This window comes from Micromonospora desertarenae (assembly GCF_056150265.1).
In genome coordinates this window covers 139,627-161,768 of record NZ_JAXCFQ010000007.1, presented here as the reverse complement: position 1 = coordinate 161,768, position 22,142 = coordinate 139,627, and the positions used below count along the sequence as shown (strand labels likewise).

The 22,142-nt window shown below is 74.5% G+C and carries 21 protein-coding genes; 8 read left to right on the top strand and 13 right to left on the bottom strand.

The annotated features are described in order from the left end of the window. Positions 1 to 11 precede the first annotated feature (11 nt). The 4 genes from SM577_RS17040 to SM577_RS17025 all read left to right on the top strand — a co-directional run bounded on the left by SM577_RS17040 (position 12) and on the right by SM577_RS17025 (position 5,896). Positions 12 to 1,217: a DUF58 domain-containing protein gene (locus tag SM577_RS17040; protein WP_474587324.1), complete on the top strand. Its 1,206-nt coding sequence runs from the start codon at positions 12 to 14 to the stop codon at positions 1,215 to 1,217. Next, on the top strand, positions 1,193 to 3,646 hold the full coding sequence (locus SM577_RS17035; RefSeq protein WP_474587323.1) for a transglutaminase TgpA family protein: 2,454 nt from the start codon (positions 1,193 to 1,195) through the stop codon (positions 3,644 to 3,646). Before SM577_RS17040 ends, SM577_RS17035 begins: the two co-directional genes overlap by 25 nt. 55 nt (positions 3,647 to 3,701) lie before the next feature. Beyond that, positions 3,702 to 4,967, top strand: coding sequence for an MFS transporter (locus SM577_RS17030; protein ID WP_474587322.1), 1,266 nt, complete (start codon positions 3,702 to 3,704; stop codon positions 4,965 to 4,967). A gap of 152 nt (positions 4,968 to 5,119) precedes the next feature. Further along, positions 5,120 to 5,896 carry a nucleotidyltransferase domain-containing protein gene (locus SM577_RS17025; RefSeq protein ID WP_474587321.1) on the top strand — a complete coding sequence of 259 codons (777 nt, stop codon included), beginning with the start codon at positions 5,120 to 5,122 and terminating at the stop codon, positions 5,894 to 5,896. Positions 5,897 to 5,984: 88 nt separating this feature from the next. Here SM577_RS17025 and SM577_RS17020 read toward each other — a convergent pair whose 3' ends face one another. Then, positions 5,985 to 6,494 carry a GNAT family N-acetyltransferase gene (locus SM577_RS17020; RefSeq protein WP_474587320.1) on the bottom strand — a complete coding sequence of 170 codons (510 nt, stop codon included), beginning with the start codon at positions 6,492 to 6,494 and terminating at the stop codon, positions 5,985 to 5,987. 106 nt (positions 6,495 to 6,600) lie between these two features. Here SM577_RS17020 and SM577_RS17015 point away from each other — a divergent pair, with 106 nt between their 5' ends. Then, on the top strand, positions 6,601 to 7,194 hold the full coding sequence (locus tag SM577_RS17015; RefSeq protein ID WP_474587319.1) for a hypothetical protein: 594 nt from the start codon (positions 6,601 to 6,603) through the stop codon (positions 7,192 to 7,194). Positions 7,195 to 7,232: 38 nt separating this feature from the next. Here the strand turns inward: SM577_RS17015 and SM577_RS17010 are convergent, their stop codons facing one another. From SM577_RS17010 to bla, 3 genes are all read right to left on the bottom strand, one after another. After that, positions 7,233 to 7,694, bottom strand: coding sequence for a VOC family protein (locus SM577_RS17010; RefSeq protein ID WP_474587318.1), 462 nt, complete (start codon positions 7,692 to 7,694; stop codon positions 7,233 to 7,235). Positions 7,695 to 7,929: 235 nt separating this feature from the next. Beyond that, a complete protein-coding gene (locus SM577_RS17005) occupies positions 7,930 to 9,213 on the bottom strand; it encodes a D-alanyl-D-alanine carboxypeptidase family protein (RefSeq protein ID WP_474587317.1) in 1,284 nt (427 codons plus the stop codon). Positions 9,214 to 9,293: 80 nt separating this feature from the next. After that, a complete protein-coding gene (gene bla / locus SM577_RS17000) occupies positions 9,294 to 10,250 on the bottom strand; it encodes a class A beta-lactamase (RefSeq protein ID WP_474587316.1) in 957 nt (318 codons plus the stop codon). A gap of 34 nt (positions 10,251 to 10,284) precedes the next feature. Between bla and SM577_RS16995 the strand changes: the two genes are divergently transcribed. Next, entirely contained in the window at positions 10,285 to 10,560 is a 276-nt protein-coding gene (locus SM577_RS16995) for a hypothetical protein (protein WP_302920256.1), read from the top strand. A 93-nt stretch (positions 10,561 to 10,653) separates the two neighbouring features. Here the strand turns inward: SM577_RS16995 and SM577_RS16990 are convergent, their stop codons facing one another. From SM577_RS16990 to SM577_RS16950, 9 genes are all read right to left on the bottom strand, one after another. Beyond that, positions 10,654 to 11,172 carry a hypothetical protein gene (locus tag SM577_RS16990; RefSeq protein WP_302920257.1) on the bottom strand — a complete coding sequence of 173 codons (519 nt, stop codon included), beginning with the start codon at positions 11,170 to 11,172 and terminating at the stop codon, positions 10,654 to 10,656. 36 nt (positions 11,173 to 11,208) lie between these two features. Continuing rightward, positions 11,209 to 12,000 (bottom strand): SDR family oxidoreductase, encoded by a 792-nt coding sequence (locus tag SM577_RS16985; RefSeq protein ID WP_474582729.1) that lies wholly within the window; start codon positions 11,998 to 12,000, stop codon positions 11,209 to 11,211. A 1-nt stretch (position 12,001) separates the two neighbouring features. Beyond that, complete coding sequence (locus SM577_RS16980) at positions 12,002 to 12,994, bottom strand: LLM class F420-dependent oxidoreductase (protein ID WP_474587441.1); 993 nt, start codon at positions 12,992 to 12,994, stop codon at positions 12,002 to 12,004. A gap of 146 nt (positions 12,995 to 13,140) precedes the next feature. Beyond that, positions 13,141 to 13,431, bottom strand: a complete 291-nt coding sequence (locus SM577_RS16975) for a DUF4287 domain-containing protein (RefSeq protein ID WP_474587315.1) — start codon at positions 13,429 to 13,431, stop codon at positions 13,141 to 13,143. 257 nt (positions 13,432 to 13,688) lie between these two features. Continuing rightward, entirely contained in the window at positions 13,689 to 16,286 is a 2,598-nt protein-coding gene (rph, locus tag SM577_RS16970; RefSeq protein ID WP_474587314.1) for a rifamycin-inactivating phosphotransferase, read from the bottom strand. A 445-nt stretch (positions 16,287 to 16,731) separates the two neighbouring features. Beyond that, positions 16,732 to 17,508, bottom strand: a complete 777-nt coding sequence (locus SM577_RS16965) for a hypothetical protein (RefSeq protein WP_302920261.1) — start codon at positions 17,506 to 17,508, stop codon at positions 16,732 to 16,734. A 1-nt stretch (position 17,509) separates the two neighbouring features. Next, positions 17,510 to 18,010 (bottom strand): SigE family RNA polymerase sigma factor, encoded by a 501-nt coding sequence (locus SM577_RS16960; protein WP_302920262.1) that lies wholly within the window; start codon positions 18,008 to 18,010, stop codon positions 17,510 to 17,512. A 196-nt stretch (positions 18,011 to 18,206) separates the two neighbouring features. After that, positions 18,207 to 18,875 carry a response regulator gene (locus SM577_RS16955; protein WP_302920263.1) on the bottom strand — a complete coding sequence of 223 codons (669 nt, stop codon included), beginning with the start codon at positions 18,873 to 18,875 and terminating at the stop codon, positions 18,207 to 18,209. Further along, positions 18,872 to 20,041 (bottom strand): sensor histidine kinase, encoded by a 1,170-nt coding sequence (locus SM577_RS16950; protein WP_474582731.1) that lies wholly within the window; start codon positions 20,039 to 20,041, stop codon positions 18,872 to 18,874. The genes SM577_RS16955 and SM577_RS16950 overlap by 4 nt, the downstream gene beginning before the upstream one ends. 142 nt (positions 20,042 to 20,183) lie before the next feature. Here SM577_RS16950 and SM577_RS16945 point away from each other — a divergent pair, with 142 nt between their 5' ends. After that, positions 20,184 to 21,125, top strand: a complete 942-nt coding sequence (locus SM577_RS16945) for a hypothetical protein (RefSeq protein ID WP_474587313.1) — start codon at positions 20,184 to 20,186, stop codon at positions 21,123 to 21,125. 83 nt (positions 21,126 to 21,208) lie between these two features. Continuing rightward, a complete protein-coding gene (locus SM577_RS16940; protein WP_474587312.1) occupies positions 21,209 to 22,072 on the top strand; it encodes a DUF1028 domain-containing protein in 864 nt (287 codons plus the stop codon). The last annotated feature ends 70 nt before the right edge of the window (positions 22,073 to 22,142 follow it).

The window sequence follows — 22,142 nt, the reverse complement described above, 5'->3', positions numbered from 1 at the left end:
GGCAGGTCGGCGTGGGGATCACCGCCCGCGGGGTCGGGCTGCTCGTCGCCGCCGTGGTGCTGCTCGGGGTGGGGTTCCGCTTCGCGTACCCGGAGTTGACGCTGCTGGGCGCGGCGGCCGGCGCCGCGGTCGGCTACGCCGTGCTGACCGCGGCCTGGCGCCCCCGGCTGGAGGTGGCCCGCAGCGCCGACCCGGACCGGGTGGCCCGGGGCGAACCGGCGAGCATGACGGTGACCGTGCGCAACACCGGCCGGCTGCGGGCGGCGAGCCTGGTGGCCGAGGACCGGTGCGGGGACCGGGCGGTGCCGGTGCCGGTGCTGCGGCTGCGCCCCGGCCGGGACACCACGGTCCGCTACGAGGTGCCCACCCGGCGCCGGGGCGTGGTGCCGGTCGGCCCGCTGCGGGTGACCCGACGCGACCCGCTCGGGCTGGTGTCGGTGGCCCGCCCGTACGGCGGCACCGTCCCGGTCTGGGTGCACCCGCGGGTCCACCCGCTGCGCGCGGTGCCCACCGGCGCCGGGCGCAGCCTGGACGGCCGGGTGGACGCGGTGCCGCACGGCTCGATCACCTTCGACTCGCTGCGCGAGTACGTGGTCGGCGACGAGCTGCGCCGGGTGCACTGGCGCACCAGCGCCCGGGTGGGTGAGCTGATGGTGCGGGAGAACGTGGACACCAGCCTGCCCCGGATCGTCGTACTGCTGGACAACCGGGCCACCGCCCACCCGGAGCGGGTGGACGGGGTGGCCGAGTCGTTCGAGTCGGGCTGCGAGGCGGCGGCCTCCATCGTGACCGCCGCGGTCCGGGAGGACCTGCCGGTGGTGCTGCTCTTCGTCGCCCCCGAACCGGAGACCACCGCACCGGAGGCCGCCGGACCGGACGCCACCGCATCGGGCACCGCCAGCGGCGGGTCCACCGGCGGCGGGCCGCTGGACCGGCTCGCCGCGGCGCAGCTCTCCACGGCCGACGACGCGCTGCGCGCCGCCGCGAACCGGCTGCGCCAGGACCGGCTCGGCGACACCCTGGTCTTCCTCACCGGCCCCGGTGGACGGGACGACCTGGGGCACGTCGGCGCGCTGCGCGGCGCGTACCCCTCGGTGGTGGTCGGGGTGTTCGGCGCGCCGGAGCCCACCCCGGCGGGCGCGGCCGGCATGGTCGTGGTGGACGCGGCCGACGGGGCCGCGTTCGCCGCCGAGTGGGACGGGGTGCGCCGGTGGTGACCGTGACCGGGCCGCCGGCGTCCGACGCGGCCACCGACGCCGCGGCGGAGCCCGGCGGACCGGGCCGGCCGGCCACCGCCCGCCTCGGCCGGGTCCTACGCGCCGTGCCGGTGCCGCTGGCCCTGGTCGCGATGATCGGGCTGGCCGGCGTGGTGCTCGGCCGGGTCTACGCCGGCGGCCTGCTGACCGCGCTGGTGCTCGGCGCCGCCGTCGGGTCGGTGCTGGTCAGCGTGGCCGCCCGGCGGCTGCCGTCCTGGCTGGTCGCACCGATCTCGGTGCTGGCCATGGCCGGCTGGACGGCCTGGTCCCTGCGGTTCACCGCGACCCGGGCCGAGCTGCCCGGCGGGTTCGGCGAGGTGGTGGCGGACGCCGCCCGCAACGGCATCCCCCGGCTCCTGACCGCGATGATCCCGGTCGAACCGACGCCGGACACCGTGCTGGTGCCGCTGGTCGCGGCCTGGCTCGCCGGGCTGGCCGGCGCGGAGGTGGCGGTGCGGGCGGGCAGGGTGCTGCTCGGCTACCTGCCACCGCTGCTGCTCTACGCGGGCGCGCTCTACGTGGTCGGGCCGAACGCCGACCCGGCGATCCGGCCGACGCTGGTCCTGGTCGCCGCGGCGGTGCTCGGCCTCGCCGTCTCGGCGCGGCCCGGCACGGCCGGCGGCGACCCGGCGGCCGGGCTCGCGCCGGCACTGCGCACCGCCGTGCGGGCCCGGCTGGCCGCCGCGTCCGCCGCCGGGGTGGCCGTCGTGGTGGCGCTGGCCGCGCTGCTCGGCCCGCTGGTCGCCGCCCGGGTCGAGGACCGGCCGGTGGACCCGCGCCGGTACGTGGAACCACCGCAGGTGGAGACGCTGGACGAGAACCCGCTGATCCGCATCTCGGGCTGGGCGTTGAACCCGGAGCAGCAACTGCTCGACGTCCGCACCGCCCGACCGGCCGGGCCGGCCGCGGCCGCCCCACCGTCGGGCGATCCGGCCGGCGCCGGGCCGGAGGAGCCGGCCGGTGAGGCGCCACTGCGGATCCGGCTGGCCGTGCTCAGCGACTACGACGGGGTGACCTGGCGGGTCGGCGCGACCTACCGCAACGCGGGCCGGATACTGCCGGCGGCGGCACCGCCCCCGGACAGCACCGTCGAGACGGTACGGCAGGAGATCACCGTCGCCGACCTGACCGGGCGGCTGCTGCCCGCCGTCGCCACCCCCCGCGAGGTCACCGGCGCCCGGGTGGCGTACGACCCGGCGACCGGGACGCTGATCCGGCCGGAGGGGCTCAGCCCGGGGCTGCGCTACACGGTCACCTCGGAGCGGGCACGCCCCGACGTGAACCTGCTGGCCACCGCGAACGTGCCGGCCGGCGACCAGGTGGCCCGGGTGCTGCGGGTCGCCGACGGAGTACCGGACCCCCTGCGCCGGCTCGCCACCCAGCTGGCCGAGGAGAACGGCGCGCCGTACGCGCGGGCCCTGGCCGTGGAGCAGTTCCTCGCCGAGCACTACCGGCTGGTGGCCGACGCGCCGAGCGGGCACGCGTACCCGAACCTGAGCTTCTTCCTCTTCGGGCCGCGCAACGGCGGCGGGCAGCGCGGCACGTCGGAGCAGTTCGCGGCGGCCTTCGCGGTGCTGGGCCGGCTGACCGGGTTGCCCACCCGGGTGGTGGTCGGTTTCGAGTCCACCGGTGACGGGCCGGTCCGCGCCGCCGACGCGTACGCCTGGCCGGAGGTGCTCTTCGAGGGCCTCGGTTGGGTGCCGTTCGATCCGCTGCCCCGCCCCGACCAGGAACCCCGGCCGGTCGAGGAGGACTTCCGCCCCCAGCCGGAGGATCCGCCGCCGTCAGAGGCGCCCGAGCCGACCCTGGAGCCGACCGCCGAGCCGGAACCGGCGGCCGCGCCGGGGCCGCCGGTGGACTCCGGTGGCGTACCGACGCCGGTGCTGGTGGGTGGCGGCGCCGGCGGCCTGCTGCTGCTGGTCGGGGCGCTGCTGCTCACCCTGCTGCTGATGCGGCGGGCGCTGACCCGGGCGCGGCTCGGGCGGGGCGACCCCGGCCAGCGCATCGCCGGCGCCTGGCGGGAGGTGACCGACGCGCTGCGGCTGGCCGGGCACCCGGTCGGCGGGGACCTCGCCGCCACCGAGGTCGCCGCCCGCGCCCGCCGCACCCTCGCCGCCGCCCGGGCGAAACTGCCCGGCACCGTGGACGCCGGCGGGCCACCCACGCCGGGACCTGACCCGGCCGGACCGGCCGACGCTGTGGCCGAGCTGGCCGACCTGCTCAACCAGGTCGCCTTCGCGCCCGGCACCGCCACCGGTGAGCAGGCCCACCGCGCCGCCGCGGCCGCCGCCGACTACGTGGGCGCGTTGCGCGCCGCCCGCCCCTGGTGGCGGCGGCTGCTCTGGTCCGTGCACCCCGGTCCGCTGCGCCGCCGGTCGCAGACCCGGTGACCGCCCTCGCCCACCCGCCCCGCCGTCGCCGCCGGCGCGCACTACCCTCACCCTGATGAGCGCGAGCCGGCCTCCCCTGTGGCGTGACCGCAACTTCGGGACGTACTGGATCGCGCAGTCGCTCTCCGCCGCCGGCGACGCGTTCGCCTACCTGGCGGTGCCGCTGCTCGTGCTGCACGCCACCGGATCGGTGGCCCAGATGGGCCTGCTCACCGCGGTCGCCGGCGCCGCGGCCGTCGGCGCGGGCGTCTTCGGTGGCGTCCTGGTCGACCGGTACGACCGGCGCACCCTGATGATCACCGCCGACCTGGCCCGGCTGGTGCTCTACAGCCTCATCCCGCTGGCCTGGCTCGCCGGGCCGCAGGTCTGGCTGCTCTTCGTCGTCCTGCCGATCTGCGAGGCGGCCGGCATGGTGTTCCAGTCCGCCGCGGTCGCCGCGGTGCGCAACCTGGTCGACCGGGACCGGATCACCGAGGCCAACGGCCGCCTGCAGGCGACGTACGCGCTGGCGGCCGTCGGCGGGCCGCTGCTGGCCGGCGTGGTGTCCGCCCGGTTCGGCCCGACGGCGGCCATCGCCGTCAACGCGGCCAGCTTCGCCCTGTCGGCAGCCGGCCTCTGGCTGGTGCGGCTGCGCCGGGCCGAGAACGCCGAGCCGACCGGCACCACCGGGCGGCTCGCCGAGTTCCTGGCCGGCGCCCGGTTCCTCTGGCGTCAGCCCGTGCTCCGCTCGCTGACCGTGCTGCTGTCCATCTTCATCTTCCTGACGTACGGCTTCACCGACGTGCTCGTCTACCACGTCAAGCACGACCTCGACGGCTCCGACGGCACGGTCGGCACCGTGCTCGGCCTGGCCGCGCTGGGCACGATCGCCGGGGCGCTGCTGGTCGCGCCGCTGCGCCGCCGGCGCGGCTTCGGCGTCACCTGGGTCGGCGCGATCTCCACCTGCGGGCTGGCCATCGTCGGCATCGGCCTGGTCGGGACCGTGCCCGGCGTCACCGTGCTGACAGCGGTGTACCTGTGCGGCGTCAGCGTGGGCGGGATCTGCTCCATGTCGCTGCGCCAGGAGATCACGCCAGACCACCTGCTCGGCCGGGTCACCTCGGCGTTCTGGAGCACGCACTACTCGCTCGGGCCGGCCGGCGCGGCGGTGCTCACCTGGGCCGCCGGCCGGTACGGGGTCACCGCTGTCGCCCTGGTCGCGGGCACCGGCTGCCTGCTGGTCGCGATCGGCGGGCTGTTCACCCCGATCCGCCGGGCCGGCGCGGAGCCGGCCGCCGCGGAGCCGGCCCTGGCACCGGCCGTCTCCGGCGAAGCCGCCTGACCCCGGCCGGCCACCCACCCGGCGCCGATCGGGTCGTCCCGGTCCCGGCGTGACCGGGCTGACCGCCAGACGCCTGTCCTTTCGCGGGCACGGCCTCCCGCGACCCGCCGGGTGCACCCCGACGGCGCCGTTCCGCTGCTACGGTCGGCGACGTGATCGAGGAGCTGACCCGCCGCTACCTCGACGCGGTCGACCAGGCCCTGCCCGGTTACGTGCGCGGCCTCTACGTCGTCGGGTCCGCCGCGCTCGGCGCCTGGCAGGCCGGCGTCAGTGACCTCGACACGGTGGTCCTGACCTCCCGTCCGGCAACCGGCGACGATCTCGCCCGGCTCGCGACAGTCCACGCCGGACTGCCCCGGCCACCCCACCTCGACGGGGTCTACCTCGAACCGGCGCTGGCCAACTCCTGGCCGACCGATCGGCCGGTCGCGCCCTTCGTGGTCGACGGCACGCTCCGGACCGACCAGCCGTGCGGCGAGCTGACGCCCGTGCTGTGGCTGACCCTGCGGCGGTACGGCATCCCGGTCCGCGGCCCGGCCGTCGCGGACCTCGGGATCCGGGTCGATTCCGAGCAGCTGCGCCGCTACAACCTGGACAACCTGCGGAAGTACTGGCAGCCGCGCGCCGCGACCTTCCCGGCCGAACTGGCCGAGGCGGCCCCCGACACGGTCGTGGACCCGGGGATCGTGGCCTGGTTCGTGCTGGGCCCGGCGCGGTCGCACCACACGCTGGCCCACGGCGACATCATCTCGAAGGCCGCGGCCGGCGAACACCTCGCCCGACTCTTCCCCGAGTACGCCGACCTCGCGCGCCGGGCCGTCCGCTGGCGCGGGGGCGCGGCGGAGCGGTTCACCGCCACCGACCTCGTGGCCGCCGGCGACAGCGTGCACGCGGTGGCCGACGACGCCTGGCGTCGCTTCGGCGGCTGATCCGCCACCGGCCACCCAGCGGAGGATCGCCGACCGAGGTCAGGTCAGGCGACAGCCCGCAGTCGAGCGTAGAGGGCCCGGTGACCGGTCAGAGGTCGATCCAGTAACGCCGGGCCGGTCCGAACGGGGTCTTTCCGACTCCTTCGAGCACGCCGCCGCTCCGCTCGATCGTCGTCGCCGAGGCGGCATTGTCGACCGCGCAGACCGCCAGCACCCGATCCAGGCCCAGCGTGCGCGCCTCCGCCAGCATCCGGCCCAGCGCCCAGGTGGCCAGCCCGCGGCGGCGCGCGGACGGCCGGATGCCGTAACCGATGTGCCCGGCCCAGCGTATGTAGTCACTGTTGCCGTGGCGCAGCGCGATCCCGCCGAGCACCCGGCCGTCCTCCACGATCCATCGGTAGGTGCAAGCGTCCAGTGGCTCCGCCGGGTCCGAGTGCTCCAGTAGCCGGGCCACCCACGCCGCGAACCCGGCCGGCGAGATCACGTCATCGGCCGGCTCGAGCCCGAAACCGTCCTCGTGCCGCCCGGGGCCCCACTCCACGTGCGCGTCGAGCCAGGCGGCGTGCAGGCGGGCGGTGGGCGCGATCAGGTCAGGCACCCGGCAACGGTAGCGCCAGGGGTAGGCCGGCCGCGTCGTCGACGCGTGCCGACGGCCTTGACGAGCGCCGTTAACTTGTGCCGGTGATCGCGTACCGCGGGCCGTCATGAGCGGGAAGCGCATCCGGCTGTCCGTGGACCCGCCGGCGGGGTGCAGGATCGTCACGCTGGCCGCGGGGCTCGTCCTGGCCTCGATCCTCGCCTGCCTGGCCGGGCTACTGGTCAAACCGACGGCGATGTTCTTCACCGAAGGCGACTTCGGTGTCGGCAGTGTGCTCCTGTTCGTCGTCTACGTCGTCATCATGTGCGCCGTCCTCTACGCCGTCGGCGCCCTGGCCCGGGTGTACCTGCGGATGGGACGGACCAGGACGTGGCTCAAGGGCACCGTGCTCGTGGAACGGCGGATCGTGCTGCGCCGGAAGATCGATCTGTCCACCGCACGGGTGGAGTTGCGGCAGACCATCACCGCCGACGACGTCACGCTCATCCTGGTGGCCACCGACCAGCGTTCGGGCCGGAGCCTGGAGCTGACGGTCGTGGACGGTGCGATGATCCTGCCCGGGTCCGAACTCACCGCCCTCGCCCGGGCGATCGTCGGTGTGCGCAGCCTCGGCGGCCGCGCCGGCGACGACCACGCGAACGCGATGATCGTCGCCGGCAGGCTGAGCGAGCTCACGGCCGTGGCCGACGAACGGCCGTAGCCCGTCGACGGCTCCTCGACGGCCGCCCCCGGGCCGCGTCAGTCCAGGCAGAACTCGTTGCCCTCGGGATCGGTCATCACGATGAAGCCGCCGCTCAGCGGGGGTTCCGGCTCGTGGCGCCGGACCCGCGTCGCGCCCAGCGCGACGAGCCGCTCGCACTCGTGTTCCAGCGCCGCCATCCGCTCCTCCCCCACCAGGCCGGGAGCGGCCCGGACGTCGAGGTGGACCCGGTTCTTGGCGACCTTGTCCTCCGGCACCTGCTGGAAGAACAGGCGCGGGCCGTGCCCGTCCGGGTCCTCGATGGCCGATCTGGTGTTGCGCTGCTCCTCCGGTACGCCGATCCGGGCGAGGAAGTCGTCCCACGCGGCGAGCGGGTCGGCACCCTCGGGCAGGTCGACGCCGGGTGGGCCGGGGTGGACGTAGCCGAGGACGTCGCACCAGAAGCTGGAGAGCGCCCGCGGGTCGTGGGCGTCGAAGGTGACCTGGAAGTGGCGGCTCATCGGGTTGCTCCGTCCGTGGCGGGTCTCGGGTGCGGGTGCCGGTCGGGTGGCCGGCCGGCCGCGGACCGGTGGTGGATCGGCGCCGGCGCGGGCTTCCGGTCGAGGTGGCCGTGGTCCATAAAGTCACCCTGACACGTCTGGCGGACAGGATCGTTCCGCAATCGCCAGAACGGTGGACGGTTAGGGCGTCGCGGTCGCGCCGGATCCAGGCCGCGTCCCCCGACCGGCCGGCTGGTCAGCGATGGTGTCGGACGCGGTCCCAGGTGCTCGGCGGCTCCAGCCCTTCGCCGGTGCGCAGCGCCGTGGTGACCGGCGCGCTCTCGCCGGCGACAGCGGTGAGCCGGCCGTGCTCGGTGTGGGCCGGCAGCCGCGCCGGTACGGCCGGGATGTCGAGGTCCAGCCGCACCTCCATGCCGGGCCAGCCGAGCACTGTCACACCGGCGGTAGCGTCGATCGTCGTGCCGGCGCCGAGCGGTCCGCGTACCGCCGCGACCTGGTCGCCGGCCCGCACGATCGGGTGCTCGCCGATCGCCTTGGCGGCGGTGCGGACCAGCGGGCGGGTGGCCCGGAACACCCGGTCCAGTTGCACGGGGGTGTTCGCGCCGGGCTGCCCGAGGACGGCGCCCACGATGGTGAGCTTCCGGCCGCCGACCGTGACGACGGCGGCGAAGACCAGGCAACCGCCGGCCTCGTCGGTGGAGCCGGTCTTGATCCCGACGACGCCGTCCCTGCCGACCAGGGAGTTGTAGTTCTTGACGGTGCCGGCGACCGGCAGGGTGGCCGTCCGCTGCGCCACGATCTCCGCGAACGCCGGCAGCTCCATCGCCTTGCGGGCCAGGATCACCTGGTCCACGGCGGTGCTCACGGTGCCCGCGTCGAGTCCGGCCGGGTCGGTGTAGTGGGTGTCGGCCATGCCGAGCGCGGCGGCGGTGTCGTTCATCTTGTCGACGAACGCCTCGACGCTGCCGGCGTCCCAGGCGGCCAGGATCCGTGCCATGTTGTTCGCCGACGGGAGCAGCACCGCCTGGAGCGCCTGGCGCTCGGTGAAGACCGCGCCGGCGACCACCGGCACCAGCGACTCCCCGCGCGCCAGTTCCCTCGGGTACGCGGCGGCCTGCGCCGCGCTGACCGTCAGCCTCGGCCCGGCCTCGCCCCGGTCGAGGGGGTGCTCGGTGAGGATGACGTACGCCGTCATCACCTTGGCCACGCTCGCGATCGGCACCGGGTCGTTGCCGCCCGAGGTGCCCAGCGAGCCGAGCCCCGCCACCGTGAGGGCGGCCTGACCCCGCTGTGGCCACGGGATCGTCGGGGCGGCGCCGGGGATGACCGTCGACGCGGGCAGGGTCCGGGTGACGGTCGGCGTCGGCAGCGGGCGGCGCAGCGGCTCGACCGCGACCAGCGAGGTGCCGGCCAGCAGCACGGTCAGCAGACCGGCGGTCAGCAGCCGGCGGCCGCGACGCCGACCCGGCGGTGGTGGGGCGGCCGGTCCGGTCACCCGGGCCGTGGCGGAGTAGGTCATCTGGTGGTGTCTCCCGGGGTGGCGCGACAGGCGTGCTGATCTGGTGTTACTGGCGGAAGCGTCGGGCGGGCGCCGGCCGCTCAGGTGAGGGTGTCCACCACGTAGGCGGCGGCCTCGGCGATGAGGGCCTGATCGTATGCGGCGTCCCGGGTGGGCTTGCTGGACATGATCGAGATGACCAGGGGCGCCGCGCCCGGGGGCCAGACCAGGGCGATGTCGTTGAGCGTGCCGTAGTCGCCGGTGCCGGTCTTGTCGGCCACGGTCCAGCCCTTCGGCACGCCGGCCCGGACGCGTTTGGCGGCGGCGCCGGTGGCGTTGCGCTCCAGCAGGTCGCGCAGGAAGGCGCGCTTGTCGGGCGGCAGGGCGTCGCCCAGCACGATCCGCTGGTAGTCGGTGCCGATCGCGCGGGGCGACGTGGTGTCGCGGAGGTCTCCGGGGACGGCTGTCACGATGTGCGGCTCGATCCGGTCCATCCGGGTGACCGGGTCGCCCAGGCCGCGCAGGTACGCGGTCAGCCGCGCCGGGCCGCCGAGGTCGCGGAGCAGGAGGTTGCCGGCGGTGCCGTCGCTGTAGCGGACCGCCGCGTCGCAGATCTGGCGGATCGTCATCCCGGTGGCCACGTGCCGCCGGGTGATGGCGGAACTCTTCATGAGGTCCTCCGCGCCGTACCTGACCAGCGTGTCCAGGTGCGACAGCGGGTGGTGGTGCAGCACGGCCGCCGCGGCCAGGCCCTTGAAGGTGGAGCAGAACGCGAACCGTTCGTCCGCCCGGTGCGCGACCGTCGTGCCGGTGCCGGTGGCGAGGGCGTACACGCCGAGGCGGGCGCCGAACCGGCGCTCCAGCTCGACGAGCCGGTCGTGTCGCTCGTCCGGCCCGGTGGCGGCGGAACTGGTCGCGGCCGCAGCGGTGGGAGCGGAGGCGGTGGGGTCGGCAGCGGGTGCCGAGCCGTCCGTGCAACCGGCCAGGGGTAGCGCCACCGCCGCCCGCAGCAGGGCCCGGCGAGTGGTGGTCGGTCGCGGCGACACGTCCGGGGTCATCGGTCGGAGCAGGCCTTTGGAATGGTTGGTCGAGGTGTCCATCGTTGGTTACACGCGTGATCCACTCGGCGCGGTTGCACCTGGCGGCGGCGCGTCGTGCCGGCCGGCTGGCGGCGCCGTCACCGCCTTCACGGGTCGCCTGGTCCGCACCGGCGCGGTCTACCTGGCCCTGGCGCTGGTGCTCGGCGCGTTCGTCGCGCCGTTCGCGGCGGACGCGTACCGCACCCTGACCCCACCGCCGCCCCCGCCGCCGGCGCCCACCGTCGGTCAGGAGCACAGCGGCGGCGACAATCGCTGTCCGGGCGGGTAGCCGGGGCCGAGTGGGCTGTCCGGGAGCCGGCCACGGGCCTGCTCGCTGGCTCGGCGGTGCGGGAGCCGGCGGCACCCCGCCGGCCGGCCGGGCTCAGCGGTCCGTGCCGGCGGTGGGCGTCTCGTCCCAGGTCCACAGCGAGCGCAGCGCGATCCCGTCGTGCCCCGACAGGGTGCGGTTGGCGGCCAGGTAGCGGGCGGCGAGCTGGCCGAGGGCCTTGCGTTCCTCGCGGAACCCGGTACGCGTCCAACGCCGGCTCATGGCGCGTTCCCACAACCGGTCGACCTCGCGGTCGAGGCTGGGCACCAGCGCGGTGCTGGCCGGCGAGCCGACCAGCAGGACGGCGTACATCGCGCTGTTCCAGGCGATCGTCGCCTCCCGGTAGTCCGCCATCGCCATCGCCGCCTCGTCGCCGTGTTTGTCCTCCAGGTACGCCAGGTTCATCAGCCGCCGTACCAGCGTCTGCAGCGCCGACAGCAGGTCGATCGCGGCCTTCAGCTCCGCGTCCCGTTGCCACCGGCGGCGTTCGTGGCGGACGGTCGCCAGCGCCACCAGCAGCCCACCGGCGATGGCGAGCACTCCCCCGACGAGGGAACCGAGGACAGCCTCCATGGGTGCAGTGTGGTGCCGGCGCACAAGCCGGGCGGCTCAGGCGCGCAGCCGGCGGACGAGTTTGCGGAGCCCGGCCTGCCAGCCGTCCGGGTCCTCGGCGCGGCGGCGGGCGTAGCCGGCGACCTCGGGGTGCGGCAGGATGAGGAACCGCTCCTCGGCCAGCCCGGCGATCACCGCGTCCGCCACCTGGTCCGGGCTGAGCACCGCGCCGGAGGCGGCGATCACCCGGGCGCCGAGGTGCCCGGCGGCGAGCCCGTCGGCGAGCATCGGGGTGTCCACCCCCTGCGGGCAGAGTGCGCTGACCCGCAGGCCCTGGTCGCGGTAGGTGACCGCGAGCCATTCGGCGAAGCCGACCGCGGCGTGCTTGGTGGCGGTGTACGGGGCGTCGCCGACCGCGGTCAGCACGCCCGCCGCCGAGCAGGTGACCAGCAGGTAGCCGCCGCCCCGGGCCAGCATTCCGGGCAGCAGCGCCCGGGCGGCGTAGACGTGGGCGAGCACGTTGACCCGCCAGGCGCGGTCCCAGTCGGCGTCGGGCAGTTCCACTCCCCCGCCGGTGGCCACGCCGGCGTTGGCGCAGAACAGGTCGACCCGGCCGTACCGCCGCTCGGTGTCGGCGACCAGCGCGCGGACCTGCTCCTCGTCGGTGACGTCGACGGCCGCGGCGTGGGCGACCGGGCCGATGCCGGCGGCGACCGCAGCGGCGGCGTCGGCGTCGAGGTCGGCCACCACCACGGCGGCGGCGCCCTCGGCGGCGAACCGGCGGGCCAGCGCGGCGCCGATCCCGCCCGCCCCACCGGTGATCACGGCGATCCGGTCGGTCAGGTTCACCTCAGCTCTCCCGCCCGCCGGCCGCGACCCGGGCGGGGCCGAGCCGGCCGACGAGGTCGGCCAGCGCCGCGGCGCCACCGGCGGCCAGCTCCGGGGTGGGCAGCAGCGCCAGCACGGGTACGTCGACCCCGGCGTCGGCGTACCGGGCGACCTGGTCGCGGCACTGCTCGGGCGAGCCGTGCAGCACCAGCGCGTCGACCACCTCGTCGGGCACCGCCGCGCCGGCACCGCGCCGGTCGCCGGCCGCCCAGGCCCGCCACATCGGCCCGAACACCTCCTCCCGGCCCAGCCAGCGGTGGAACTCGGCGTACGCCGGGACGGTGAGGTAGCTGGTGATCAGCCGGCGGCCCAGCGCGCGGGCGTGCGCGGCGTCCTCGGTGGGGCAGACGAAGATCCGGGCGACCACCTCGAACCCGGGCCGGCGCTCGCCCGTGGCGCCGAGCGCCCGGGGCACGTCGTCGGCGGCCAGCCAGTTGAGGATCACCCCGTCGGCCTCGGCCGCGGCCAGCCGCAGCATGCCGGGGCGCAGCGCGGCGAGCAGCACCGGCGGCGGCGTGGCGGGCGGCCGTTCCAGGCTGAACCGGCGGACGGCGAAGGTGTCGTACGCCCCGTCCACCGTCTCGCCGGCCAGCGCGGCGCGCAGGAAGCGCAGCACGTCCCGGGTACGGCGGAACGGCTCGGTGTACGGGATGGCGTTCCAGTCGCCCACCACCACCGGTGAGGAGGCGCCGATGCCGAGGGCGAACCGGCCGGGGGCCGCGTCGGCGAGCGCGGCGGCGCTCATCGCGAGCAGCCCGGGCCCCCGGGTGAAGGCCGGGGTGATCGCGGTGCCCAGCCGCAGCCGGGGCTGCCAGGCGGCGGCGAGCGCCAGCGGGGTGAACGCGTCCGCCCCGTTGACCTCGGCCGACCAGACGTCGGTGAAACCGGCCCGGTCGAGGGCGGCGTAGACCGCCGCGTGGTCGGCCAGCGGGATCCCGCCCAGCGGAACCGTCATTCCCCATCGCTTCGTCACCGGTCGATCGTGCCCGCTCGCCGCGACCCGGATCAAGGTTCCGCCCGCCGGTTTCCCGGTCACCGGCGAGATCGGTGCCGCCGCCCCGCCGCGGCGAGCCGGCGGCACCGCGGCGGCTGTCGTCGGTGTCAGGTTGGGCGGGTGGCCTTGCCGTCGAGCCACAGGGTGTCGGTGGCGTCGCGGTGTGAACCGGCCGAGCCGACGTGCTTCGTACTGATCGTCGGCCCCTTCTTGATCACGTGGACCAGGGCCATCGCGTGCCCGCGCCCGAGGCCGTACTCGCTCTTCAACCAGTCGACGATCACCCCGGCCTTCACGTCGGGCGCGTCGAAGTTGCGCTGCTTGGCCTCGTCGACGAGGGTGCGGGGGGTCTTGCCGGTCTTGTCCTCGATGGCATCGAGGTACGCCTGGAACGACATGGGTCAGCCTCCGATCCGGTGGTGCAGGTGCACGACGCCGGTCTCGAACGTCGTGGAGTCGTTAACGACCTTCCGGTACGTCACGTCGTCGTCCTTTGCTGCGCGAAGGGGTTACGACAACCACCTTCCGTGACTGCGAGACGACGATCAACGACGGTTCCGGCAATCATCGTTGCCCCAGAGGCAACGATGATTGCCGGACACCCGACGCGTCGTGCCGACCGGAAGCTACCGATGAGGCTTCCCGCTGTGGTCGCTCACGACAGGAGCTCGACGTACCCGTCGGTGCCGTGCACGCGGATCCGCTGCCCGTCCCGGATCAACCGGGTGGCCTGCCGCACGCCCACCACGGCCGGCAGACCGTACTCCCGGGCGATCACCGCGCCGTGGGTCATCAGGCCACCCACCTCCGTGACCAGGCCGGTGATCGCGACGAACAGGGGCGACCAGCTGGGGTCCGTGTAGGCGGTGACCAGGATGTCGCCCGGCTCGAGACGGGCCTGCGCCAAATCGAGGATGACCCGGGCCCTTCCCTCGACGGTCCCGGCGGAAACCGGCAGGCCGACCAGCGCGCCGGCCGGCACGTCGGCGCGCCGGTACGCCCCGTCGACGGCCTCACCGTCGGAGGTGAGCACCCGGGGTGGCGTGAGCGCCCGGTACGACCGGAACGCCTCCTTGCGCTGCCGGATGAGCTGCTCGTCCACCTGGTTGGTGCACGCGACGTCGTGGAGCTCCTGGAAGGTGAGGTAGAAGATGTCCTCCGCCTCGGAGAGCACGTTGGCCCGCACGAGGCGCTCGGCCTCGGCCAGCAGGGCCTGCTTGTAGACGAAGTAGCGGCTGATGATGGCGTACTTCGGGTACTCCCGGTAGCCGATGAAGGTCCGGACCCGGTCGATCATCCGCTTGGTCTCGGCCGCCCTCCGTTCGCCGTCCGGCAGGGCCCGCAGGCGTTCGAGCACGTCCTGTTCCTTCTTCCGCGCCGCCTGCCGGCCGTGCTCGAAGCGCCGCTCGGCGGCGCCCGGCTCGAAGTTCCTGACGTTGTCGAGGATCAGGGGCACCAGTGTGCTGGGGCGTTCGCTCCAGCGCGGCCGGGTGATGTCGATCTCGCCGACGCAGCGCATGCCGTACCGGTCGAGGTAGGCCTCGATGGCCTCGCGCGCTTCGGTGCCGCCCGCGAGCTTCGGCAGCTCGTCCAGGAAGCCGTCGTCCTCGACGCTCCGCAGGAACGCCACCACCTCGGGGTGCGCGCGGACCACGTCGGCGACGTCGAGCAGCGCCAGTCCCATCTCCGAGGTGACGTTGTCGGGGGCGGACAGGGTGAGCGTGTCGGCCGCGTTCTTCTCGCCGAGCCATTCCTCCAGCCGGTCGTTGAGCCACCAGGTGGCCTCCATCCCCGCCATGATCGCCCGCATGCTGCGCGGATCGCTGAGGACCCGCTTGTGCTCGTCGAAGGCCGCCAGCAGGAAGTCGAACAGCGCCGGTCCGGTCTTCGTCCGGATGTCGCGCCGCAGCGCGGCGACGGACGCCTCGCTGTGTTCGATCAGCTCGGTGACGATGGCCGGATCGGTCTCGATCGGGTCGGGCGGGCCGCCGGCCGGCGGCCCGCCGGGACCCGCGTCCGGCAGCGCCGGCAGGAAGTCGTCACGGTCGAGGACGGTCTCCAGCGCGTCCCTGGTCAGCGGGTCGGACCTCCCCGCCATGTCGAGGAGGCCGGCGCGGCTCGCGGGTGTGGCCAGGGCCCGGGTGACGTCCACGAACAGCCGTCCCCCGGCCTCGTGCATCGGTGCCATGGCCGTCAGTTGCCACACGGACAGCCCCAGTGGCCTCATGGGGTCGGTCATCATCTGCTGATGGCCGACCGAGAGGTAGACGTGGTTCTCCCGGTCGCCGGCCGCGGGGATCGGGAACAGCGTGGTGATCGGCCGGCTCTGCACGACCTGGAAGTCGTCGTCGACCAGGCACCATTCGATGTCCTGCGGGCGGCCGAAGTGCGCCTCGATCCGCCGGCCGAGCTGCACCAGCCGCACGACCTGCGCATCCGTCAGCGCCGGCTGCTCCTGCCGTTGCGGGTCGATCGTCACGTCCTGCGTTCCGCCGGCCGGGCGAGCCTGTACGGCACGCTGCTTGGCGGCGATCGACCGGGCGATGACCTCGCCGTCGCGCACCCGGAAGACGTCCGGGTTCACCAGGCCGGAGACCAGGGCCTCGCCGAGGCCGAAGCTGGCGTCCACGGTGGCGACCCTCCGGTTGCCCGTGACGGGGTCGGCGGTGAACAGGATGCCGGACGCATGCGGGAAGACCATCTGCTGCACGACCACCGCCATCTGGACCTTCCGGTGGTCGAAGCCGTTGCGCAGGCGGTAGGTCACGGCCCGCTCGGTGAACAGCGACGCCCAGCAGCGGCTGACGTGCTCGAGGACCGCCGCCGGCCCCACGACGTTGAGGTACGTGTCCTGCTGGCCGGCGAAGGAGGCCGTCGGCAGGTCCTCGGCTGTCGCGCTGGACCGGACGGCGTAGGCCGCTTCCGCCCCGTGCCGGGCGAGCGCCCGGGTGATCGCCGCCGCGAGATCGGCCGGGATGGCGATCCCTTCGATGCTCCGGCGGATCTCCGCGCTCAGCGTGCCGGTCGCCGCCCGGTCGTCCGGCTCCAGGCGCGCCAACTGGTCGAGCCGGTCGTCGATCGACGGCACCTGCGCCATGATCCGCCGGAAGGCGGCCGTCGTCACGCAGCAGCCGGCCGGGACGCGGACGCCGTCGATGCGCGACAGCCCGCCCAGGTGGGCGCCCTTGCCGCCGACGAGCGCGACCTGCGTCTCGTCGACCTCTCGAAGATCCAGGACGTACCGCTCGGTCATCGCGCCACCTCCGCGGCGGCCGTGCTCGGTCGCACCGCACCGGCTGATCGAATCACCGGCGCCGCCGCCTCTGTCGAGCCGCTCATGGAACACGTCCGCATCGCTGGTTGCCTTCCCTCTGATGAGTCGGCCGGCCGCGCCGCCCAGCCGGGCGGCGCGCACACGGCACCTCGAGCCCGAGCGCCCGCAACCGCATCGCCAGTGGCACCACCGGCTCGGACGGCACGTCCGTTCGTCGACAACGGCACGCACGCCGTGCCGGCTGTTGCCGCAGGTTGTGGCCTCGGCGGACGATTCTGCGCCACGACCCGGGTCTTGCCACAAGCCCCCGGGTGCGCTATATGTTGACAGTGGCAGGGAGACATCTCCTTGCCATTGTTGTTTGTCCGTCCGCCGGGCCAGCCCACAACATCCGGATTCCGTTTCGGATCGACAGCCCCGGGGCCTACAGGCGCAGGGCCGGATCCAGGCCCACGGCGATCAGTTGCTCGGCAGTGAACGGGCCATGCGTGCCGGAGTCCGGGCCAGCGTTCGGGTCGTGGCAGGCGATGAAGATCCCCGTGCCGTCCGGCTTACTCATCTTCAACACGTACGGCTTGGCCAAGATCCACTCACCATTCGGGCCCCGCTGCGGCCTGTCGCTGTACGCTTCGGGGGATCGATGCATGATCGCGTCGGTCCCGTTGTCTGGTCGGGCCGCGGGCTCGGGCTCGTGGTGAGTGGTCCGGATGATGTCGACCCGGACGTCGTACACACCCGCAGAAGAGGTCAAAGTGCCTCGCCAGATGTAGGACTCACCGCCACTATCCGGCGAACCGGGGCAGGACTGGTCCAGCCGTGCGGCGTCGTACGGCACCAGCTGGCTGCTGGAAGGATTCTCGGTGTCGCACTTGTGCATCTGTCGCTGCAAGGTGTCGAAGCCACCGACGTTGGGCGCCTCCCGGGCGAACGCCGATGTCAGCGCCCTCAGCAGCCGCTCCGCCGGGTCGGCCGCCGCGATGCTCGCAGACGCGGTGGCCGCGGCCGGTCCTCCCGTCGACGGCTTGAGCGTGCTGGCGCCGAGGAGCGCCGACACGGCCAACAGCCCCAACGCGCCCGAACCGACCGCGAGCCGTCGCCTGCGCTGCCCGCGTCGACCACGCCGCACGAGGTCGTCGATGTCGATGGCGGTACGCGGGGAATCTCCCACGTACTCGTCGAGGGTCTTCCGGTACTCGTTCATGTCATCCCTCACCCACACACGTATTCGCCGCCACCGACCGCAGCGTCTCCAGTGCCCGAGCGGACTGACTCTTGACGGTCCCCTCGGAGATGCCGAGCAGACGGGCCGTCTGCTCGACGGAAAGGTCGCAGTAGTACCGCAGGACCACCACCGCCCGCTGCCGGGGCCCGAGCCCGAGCAGCAGCCGTCCGATGGCGCCCCGGTCCTCGGGTTCCGGCGCCGCTGTCCAGTGATCCGGCAACCGCGCGGTGCTGTGTTCACGGCGGCGCCACGGCCGCCGGAGCTCGTCCAGCCAGGCGTTGGTCAGCATCCCCCGCACATAGGCGTCCAGGTTGTCCGCACGCTTGGCCGACCGCCAGGACCGGAAGAGCTTCAACAACACTGTCGACACCAGGTCCTCGGCGGCGTGCCAGTCGTGACAGAGCAGGTATGCGACGCGACGTAGGTGCTCCAGCCGCGCGGACACGTAGTCCCGGTACTCGGCCTCGTCCTCGCGCGTCACACCCACCTCTTTCCGTCGCCACAAGCAGGGGACGTAGCGCAGCCGGGTCGGGGTTGCATCCCCGCGTACCGGGTCGGGGCCCCACGCGACGGGAGGAACCGTCGTCCGCCTGGCGACGCGTCCGCCCGCGCACGGACAGGTCGGCGCGGTGGCACGCCGGTGGGACGGGCGTGTCCCCGGGTCCTGCGCGGCGGGATCAGTCGAGCAGGCCGGCCTGGTGGGCGAGGATCGCCGCCTGCACCCGGTTGGCCAGGGCCAGCTTCGCGAGGATCCGGCTGACGTGCGTCTTCGCCGTCGCCTCGCTCATGTAGAGCGTGGCGGCGATCTCGGTGTTCGACAGCCCGCCGCCGACCGCGACCAGCACCTCTCGTTCCTTGCCGGTGAGCACCGCGAGCCGCCGCTCGGCGTCGCCACGCCGGTCCGGTGTCGGCTCGGCGAAGGTGCGCAGCAGCCGGCGGGTGACCCGTGGCGAGATCATCGCGTCGCCGCGCGCCGCGCTGCGCACCGCGGCGAGCATGTCGCCGGCCGACGCGTCCTTCAGCAGGAACCCGACCGCCCCGTTGCGGAGCGCGGTCCGCACGTACTCGTCGAGGTCGAACGTGGTGAGCACGACGACGTACGGCGCCCGGTCCAGCCGTGCCATCCGCTCGGTGGCGGTCAGCCCGTCGCCCCGGGGCATCCGGATGTCCATGAGTACGACGTCGGGGCGGAGCGTCCGGGCGAGGTCGACGGCCTCGACGCCGTCGGAGGCCTCCCCCGTCACGGTGATGTCGGGGGCCGCCTCCAGGATGGTGCGCAGCATCGACCGCACCATCCACTCGTCGTCGACGACCAGGACGCGGATCGGGCCGCTCGGAGAGGTCACCGCTGCTCCCCTCGGTGGATCGGCACCTCGGCGATCACCTCGAAGCCGCCGTCGGCGGTGGGGCCCGCGGTGAACGCGCCGCCGACCAGCCGCACCCGCTCCGCGAGCCCGAGCAGCCCGTGGCCGCCGGCCGGCAGTGAGGCACCGTCGACCGGCCGCCCCCGGCCGTTGCTGACCGACAGTCGCACCAGGTGCGGGGTCTGCTGGACGCACACCCGGGTCGGTGCTCCCGGTGCGTGCTTGTGCACGTTGGTCAGCGCCTCCTGGACGAACCGGTAGGCCGTGTGCTCCACGAGCAGCGGGGGCCGTTCCCCCGCGTGGTTCGCCACGTCGAGGGTGACGGGGGTGCCGATCCGTCGGGACTCCTCGATCAGGACGTCCAGCTCGGCCAGTCCCGGGTGCGGCGTGAGCGGGGCGTCGCCGTCGTTGCGCAGGACCGCCACCAGGGAGCGGAGTTCGGCGAGCGCCTCGCGTCCGGTCGCGCCGATCTGCCGGCCGATGGTGACCGCATCCTCGCCCTGGGCCACTTCCAGGGCGGTGGCCTGCAGCACCATCACCGAGACCCGGTGCGCGACCAGGTCGTGCATGTCCCGGGCGATCTGGGCCCGCTCGTCGCTGCGGGCGCGGGCGACCCGCTGCTGGTGCTCGCGTTCGACGCGTTCGGCCCGCTCCCGGATGCGTTCCACCAGTTCGTGCCGGGTGCCGACGTACATACCGAGCAGCGCCGGCGCGACACAGACCGCCGTGCTGATCGGAATCGCGCCGTCGGCTCCGGCGAAGCGCCAGAGCGGGATGCCCACCAGGACGGCGGATGCCACCGTGCCGGTGGTGACCTTGGGCCAGGCGGTGGTGCGCTCGGCCAGCGTGTAGAGCGCGACCGCGACGGCCGCGTGCGCCGGCACGAGGGCGTTCGCCAGCAGTGCTCCCGCCAGCACGGTCACCGGAAGCCGGCGTCGCCACCGGGTGAGCAGCCCGACTCCCACGGCGAGCGGGAGGCCGAGCCAGGGCGGCGGAACGCCGTCGTCGAGCCCGGCGAGCGTCGGCCCGAAGAAGTCGGTACCGAACTCGCCCGTCGCCGTGAGCACCGCGACGACGAGCGCCACCGCCGTGTCGGTCACCGGGCGGCGGGACCAGGGCGTCGCCGGGCGCGGGTCGTGCGCGTTCATCGTGCTCCAGGCTAGGCACCCCCGCCGCCGTGCGCGTCGGCAGAAAGTTGTACGTGACCCCGGTGAATGACACCCGATCCAACGATCCGCCTTCCCGGATCGGCCGACGTCCCGGCCCGGTCGGACCGGCAACGCTGGTCGCATGGTCATCCCAGAACGGCTGCGCCGATGGCTCGGCCCCAGGAACCTCCAGCTCGCCTTCGGGATCTTCGCCGTCGTCGCGGGGGCGTCGATCGCGCTGCGGCAGGACGCTCACCATCCCCTGTTCCAGTCGGCCGGGACAGTCGGGTACGCGGTCGCCACCGTGCTCTCCGTCGGGAGCTGGTTGGCGCTCGGCCGCGCGCCGAGCGCCGCACGCGCCCGGCGGATCCTGATCGGCTTCCACCTGCTCTTCATTCCCGCGCAGTTCCTGTTCCTGCTCGCCCACCAGCTGCCGTGGCTCGGCATGCTGCTGTCGACGATGATCACCGCCGGGCTGAAGCCGCGCTTCCCGCGGCTCGGGCGGATCGCGCGCAAGGTGTGGTTGACGCTGCACATCGGCATCGGCGTCGGCTGGCTGGGCATCTCCCTCGCGATGCTCACCCTGTCCGTCGTCGGGGTGACCGCGGACAGCCACGCCGTACGGCACGGCGCCTACCTGCTCATGGACACGTTCAACCTCGCGCTGGCGATCCCGAGCGTCTTCTTGGCGATCATCACCGGTGTGGTGGTGTCGCTCGGCACGCCGTGGGGGTTGATCAAGCACCGCTGGGTGGTCGCCAAGTTGATCATCGCGCTCAGCCTTCCGGTCCTCGCCACCTTCGAGGGCCCGTGGATCGACGAACTGGTGGCGCGCAGCGCGGACCCTGCCGCCCGACCCGGCGGGACGGGGATCCTGCTGGTCGGCGCCATGGCGCTGTTCCTCGCCCTGCTCTGGACCGCGACGATCCTCTCCGTGTTCAAACCGGGCGGCCGGACGCGCTGGGGGCGCCGGGAGAGCCCGCGAGGGCGGCCCGCGGCGACCGCCGAAGGCACCGTCCAGCCGGCCACCGGCACCAGCCGTCGCGGCCTCGCGGTGGCCGACAGGGCCGGACTAAACGCCTGAACGCCCAGCACACGCTGCCGGAGGTGGCGTCGGCCATCCATCAACGCTGATGCGTACCGGGCCGGGGGCGCTACTCTCCAGGCGTGACCTTCTCCATCGTCGCCCGCTCCGCCGACGGCCGCCTGCACGGGGTCGCCGTGGCCAGCAAGTTCCTCGCCGCCGGGGCGCTCGTCCCGGCCGCCGAGGCCGAGGTCGGCGCGCTCGCCACCCAGGCCCACGTGAACCTCGCCTACCGCCCCCAGGGGCTGACCATGCTGCGTACCGGCGTGGCCGCCGCCGACGTCGTGGCCGGGCTGGTCGCCGCCGACCCGGACCGGGACCACCGCCAGGTCGGCGTGGTCGCCGCCACCGGGCCGGGCGCGACCTTCACCGGGCCGATGTGCCACGACTGGGCCGGTGGGCAGGCCGGGGACGGGTGGGCGGCGCAGGGCAACATCCTGGCCGGCCCGCAGGTGATCGACGCGATCCGGGACGCCTGGCTGGGCGGGGGCACCCTGCCGTTCCCGGAGCGGCTGCTGGCCGCGCTGCGCGCCGGCGACCAGGCCGGCGGGGACCGGCGGGGCCGGCAGAGCGCCGGGCTGCTGGTGGTCGAGCGCGGCGGCGGGTACGGCGGCACCGGCGACGTGCTGGTCGACCTGCGGGTCGACGACCACGCCGACCCGGTGACCGAGCTGGGCCGGCTGCTCGCCGTGCACACCCTGCTGTTCAGCCGGCCGGACCCGGCGACGCTGCTGGAGCTGACCGGCGCGGTCGCCGCGGAGGTCGGCGCGCTGCTGACCGCGCTGGGCCACCCGGTCGACCCGGCCGACCCGGAGGAGGCGCTCTTCTCCTGGGCGGGCATGGAGAACCTGGAGGAGCGGCTGGTGCCCGGGCGGATCGACCCGGTGGTGCTGGACCACCTGCGCAAGGCGGTGCCGCAGGTGCCCGCGCCGCGGGTCGGCGCCTGAGGTCCGGGCTCCGCTCCCGCGCCGGGATCTGCCGGGTGTCGGGGTACGTCGGTGCGGCGCCGCCGCGCAG

Coding starts and splice junctions, on each gene's coding strand:
- SM577_RS16975 (WP_474587315.1), bottom strand. CDS start 13,431: ATGTCGTTCCAGGCGTACCTCGATGCCATCGAGGACAAGACCGGCAAG.
- SM577_RS16980 (WP_474587441.1), bottom strand. CDS start 12,994: ATGACGGTTCCGCTGGGCGGGATCCCGCTGGCCGACCACGCGGCGGTC.
- SM577_RS16945 (WP_474587313.1), top strand. CDS start 20,184: ATGGTCATCCCAGAACGGCTGCGCCGATGGCTCGGCCCCAGGAACCTC.
- SM577_RS17005 (WP_474587317.1), bottom strand. CDS start 9,213: ATGACCTACTCCGCCACGGCCCGGGTGACCGGACCGGCCGCCCCACCA.
- SM577_RS17015 (WP_474587319.1), top strand. CDS start 6,601: ATGAGCGGGAAGCGCATCCGGCTGTCCGTGGACCCGCCGGCGGGGTGC.
- SM577_RS16950 (WP_474582731.1), bottom strand. CDS start 20,041: ATGAACGCGCACGACCCGCGCCCGGCGACGCCCTGGTCCCGCCGCCCG.
- SM577_RS16990 (WP_302920257.1), bottom strand. CDS start 11,172: ATGGAGGCTGTCCTCGGTTCCCTCGTCGGGGGAGTGCTCGCCATCGCC.
- bla (WP_474587316.1), bottom strand. CDS start 10,250: ATGACCCCGGACGTGTCGCCGCGACCGACCACCACTCGCCGGGCCCTG.
- rph (WP_474587314.1), bottom strand. CDS start 16,286: ATGACCGAGCGGTACGTCCTGGATCTTCGAGAGGTCGACGAGACGCAG.
- SM577_RS17030 (WP_474587322.1), top strand. CDS start 3,702: ATGAGCGCGAGCCGGCCTCCCCTGTGGCGTGACCGCAACTTCGGGACG.
- SM577_RS16965 (WP_302920261.1), bottom strand. CDS start 17,508: ATGAACGAGTACCGGAAGACCCTCGACGAGTACGTGGGAGATTCCCCG.
- SM577_RS17010 (WP_474587318.1), bottom strand. CDS start 7,694: ATGAGCCGCCACTTCCAGGTCACCTTCGACGCCCACGACCCGCGGGCG.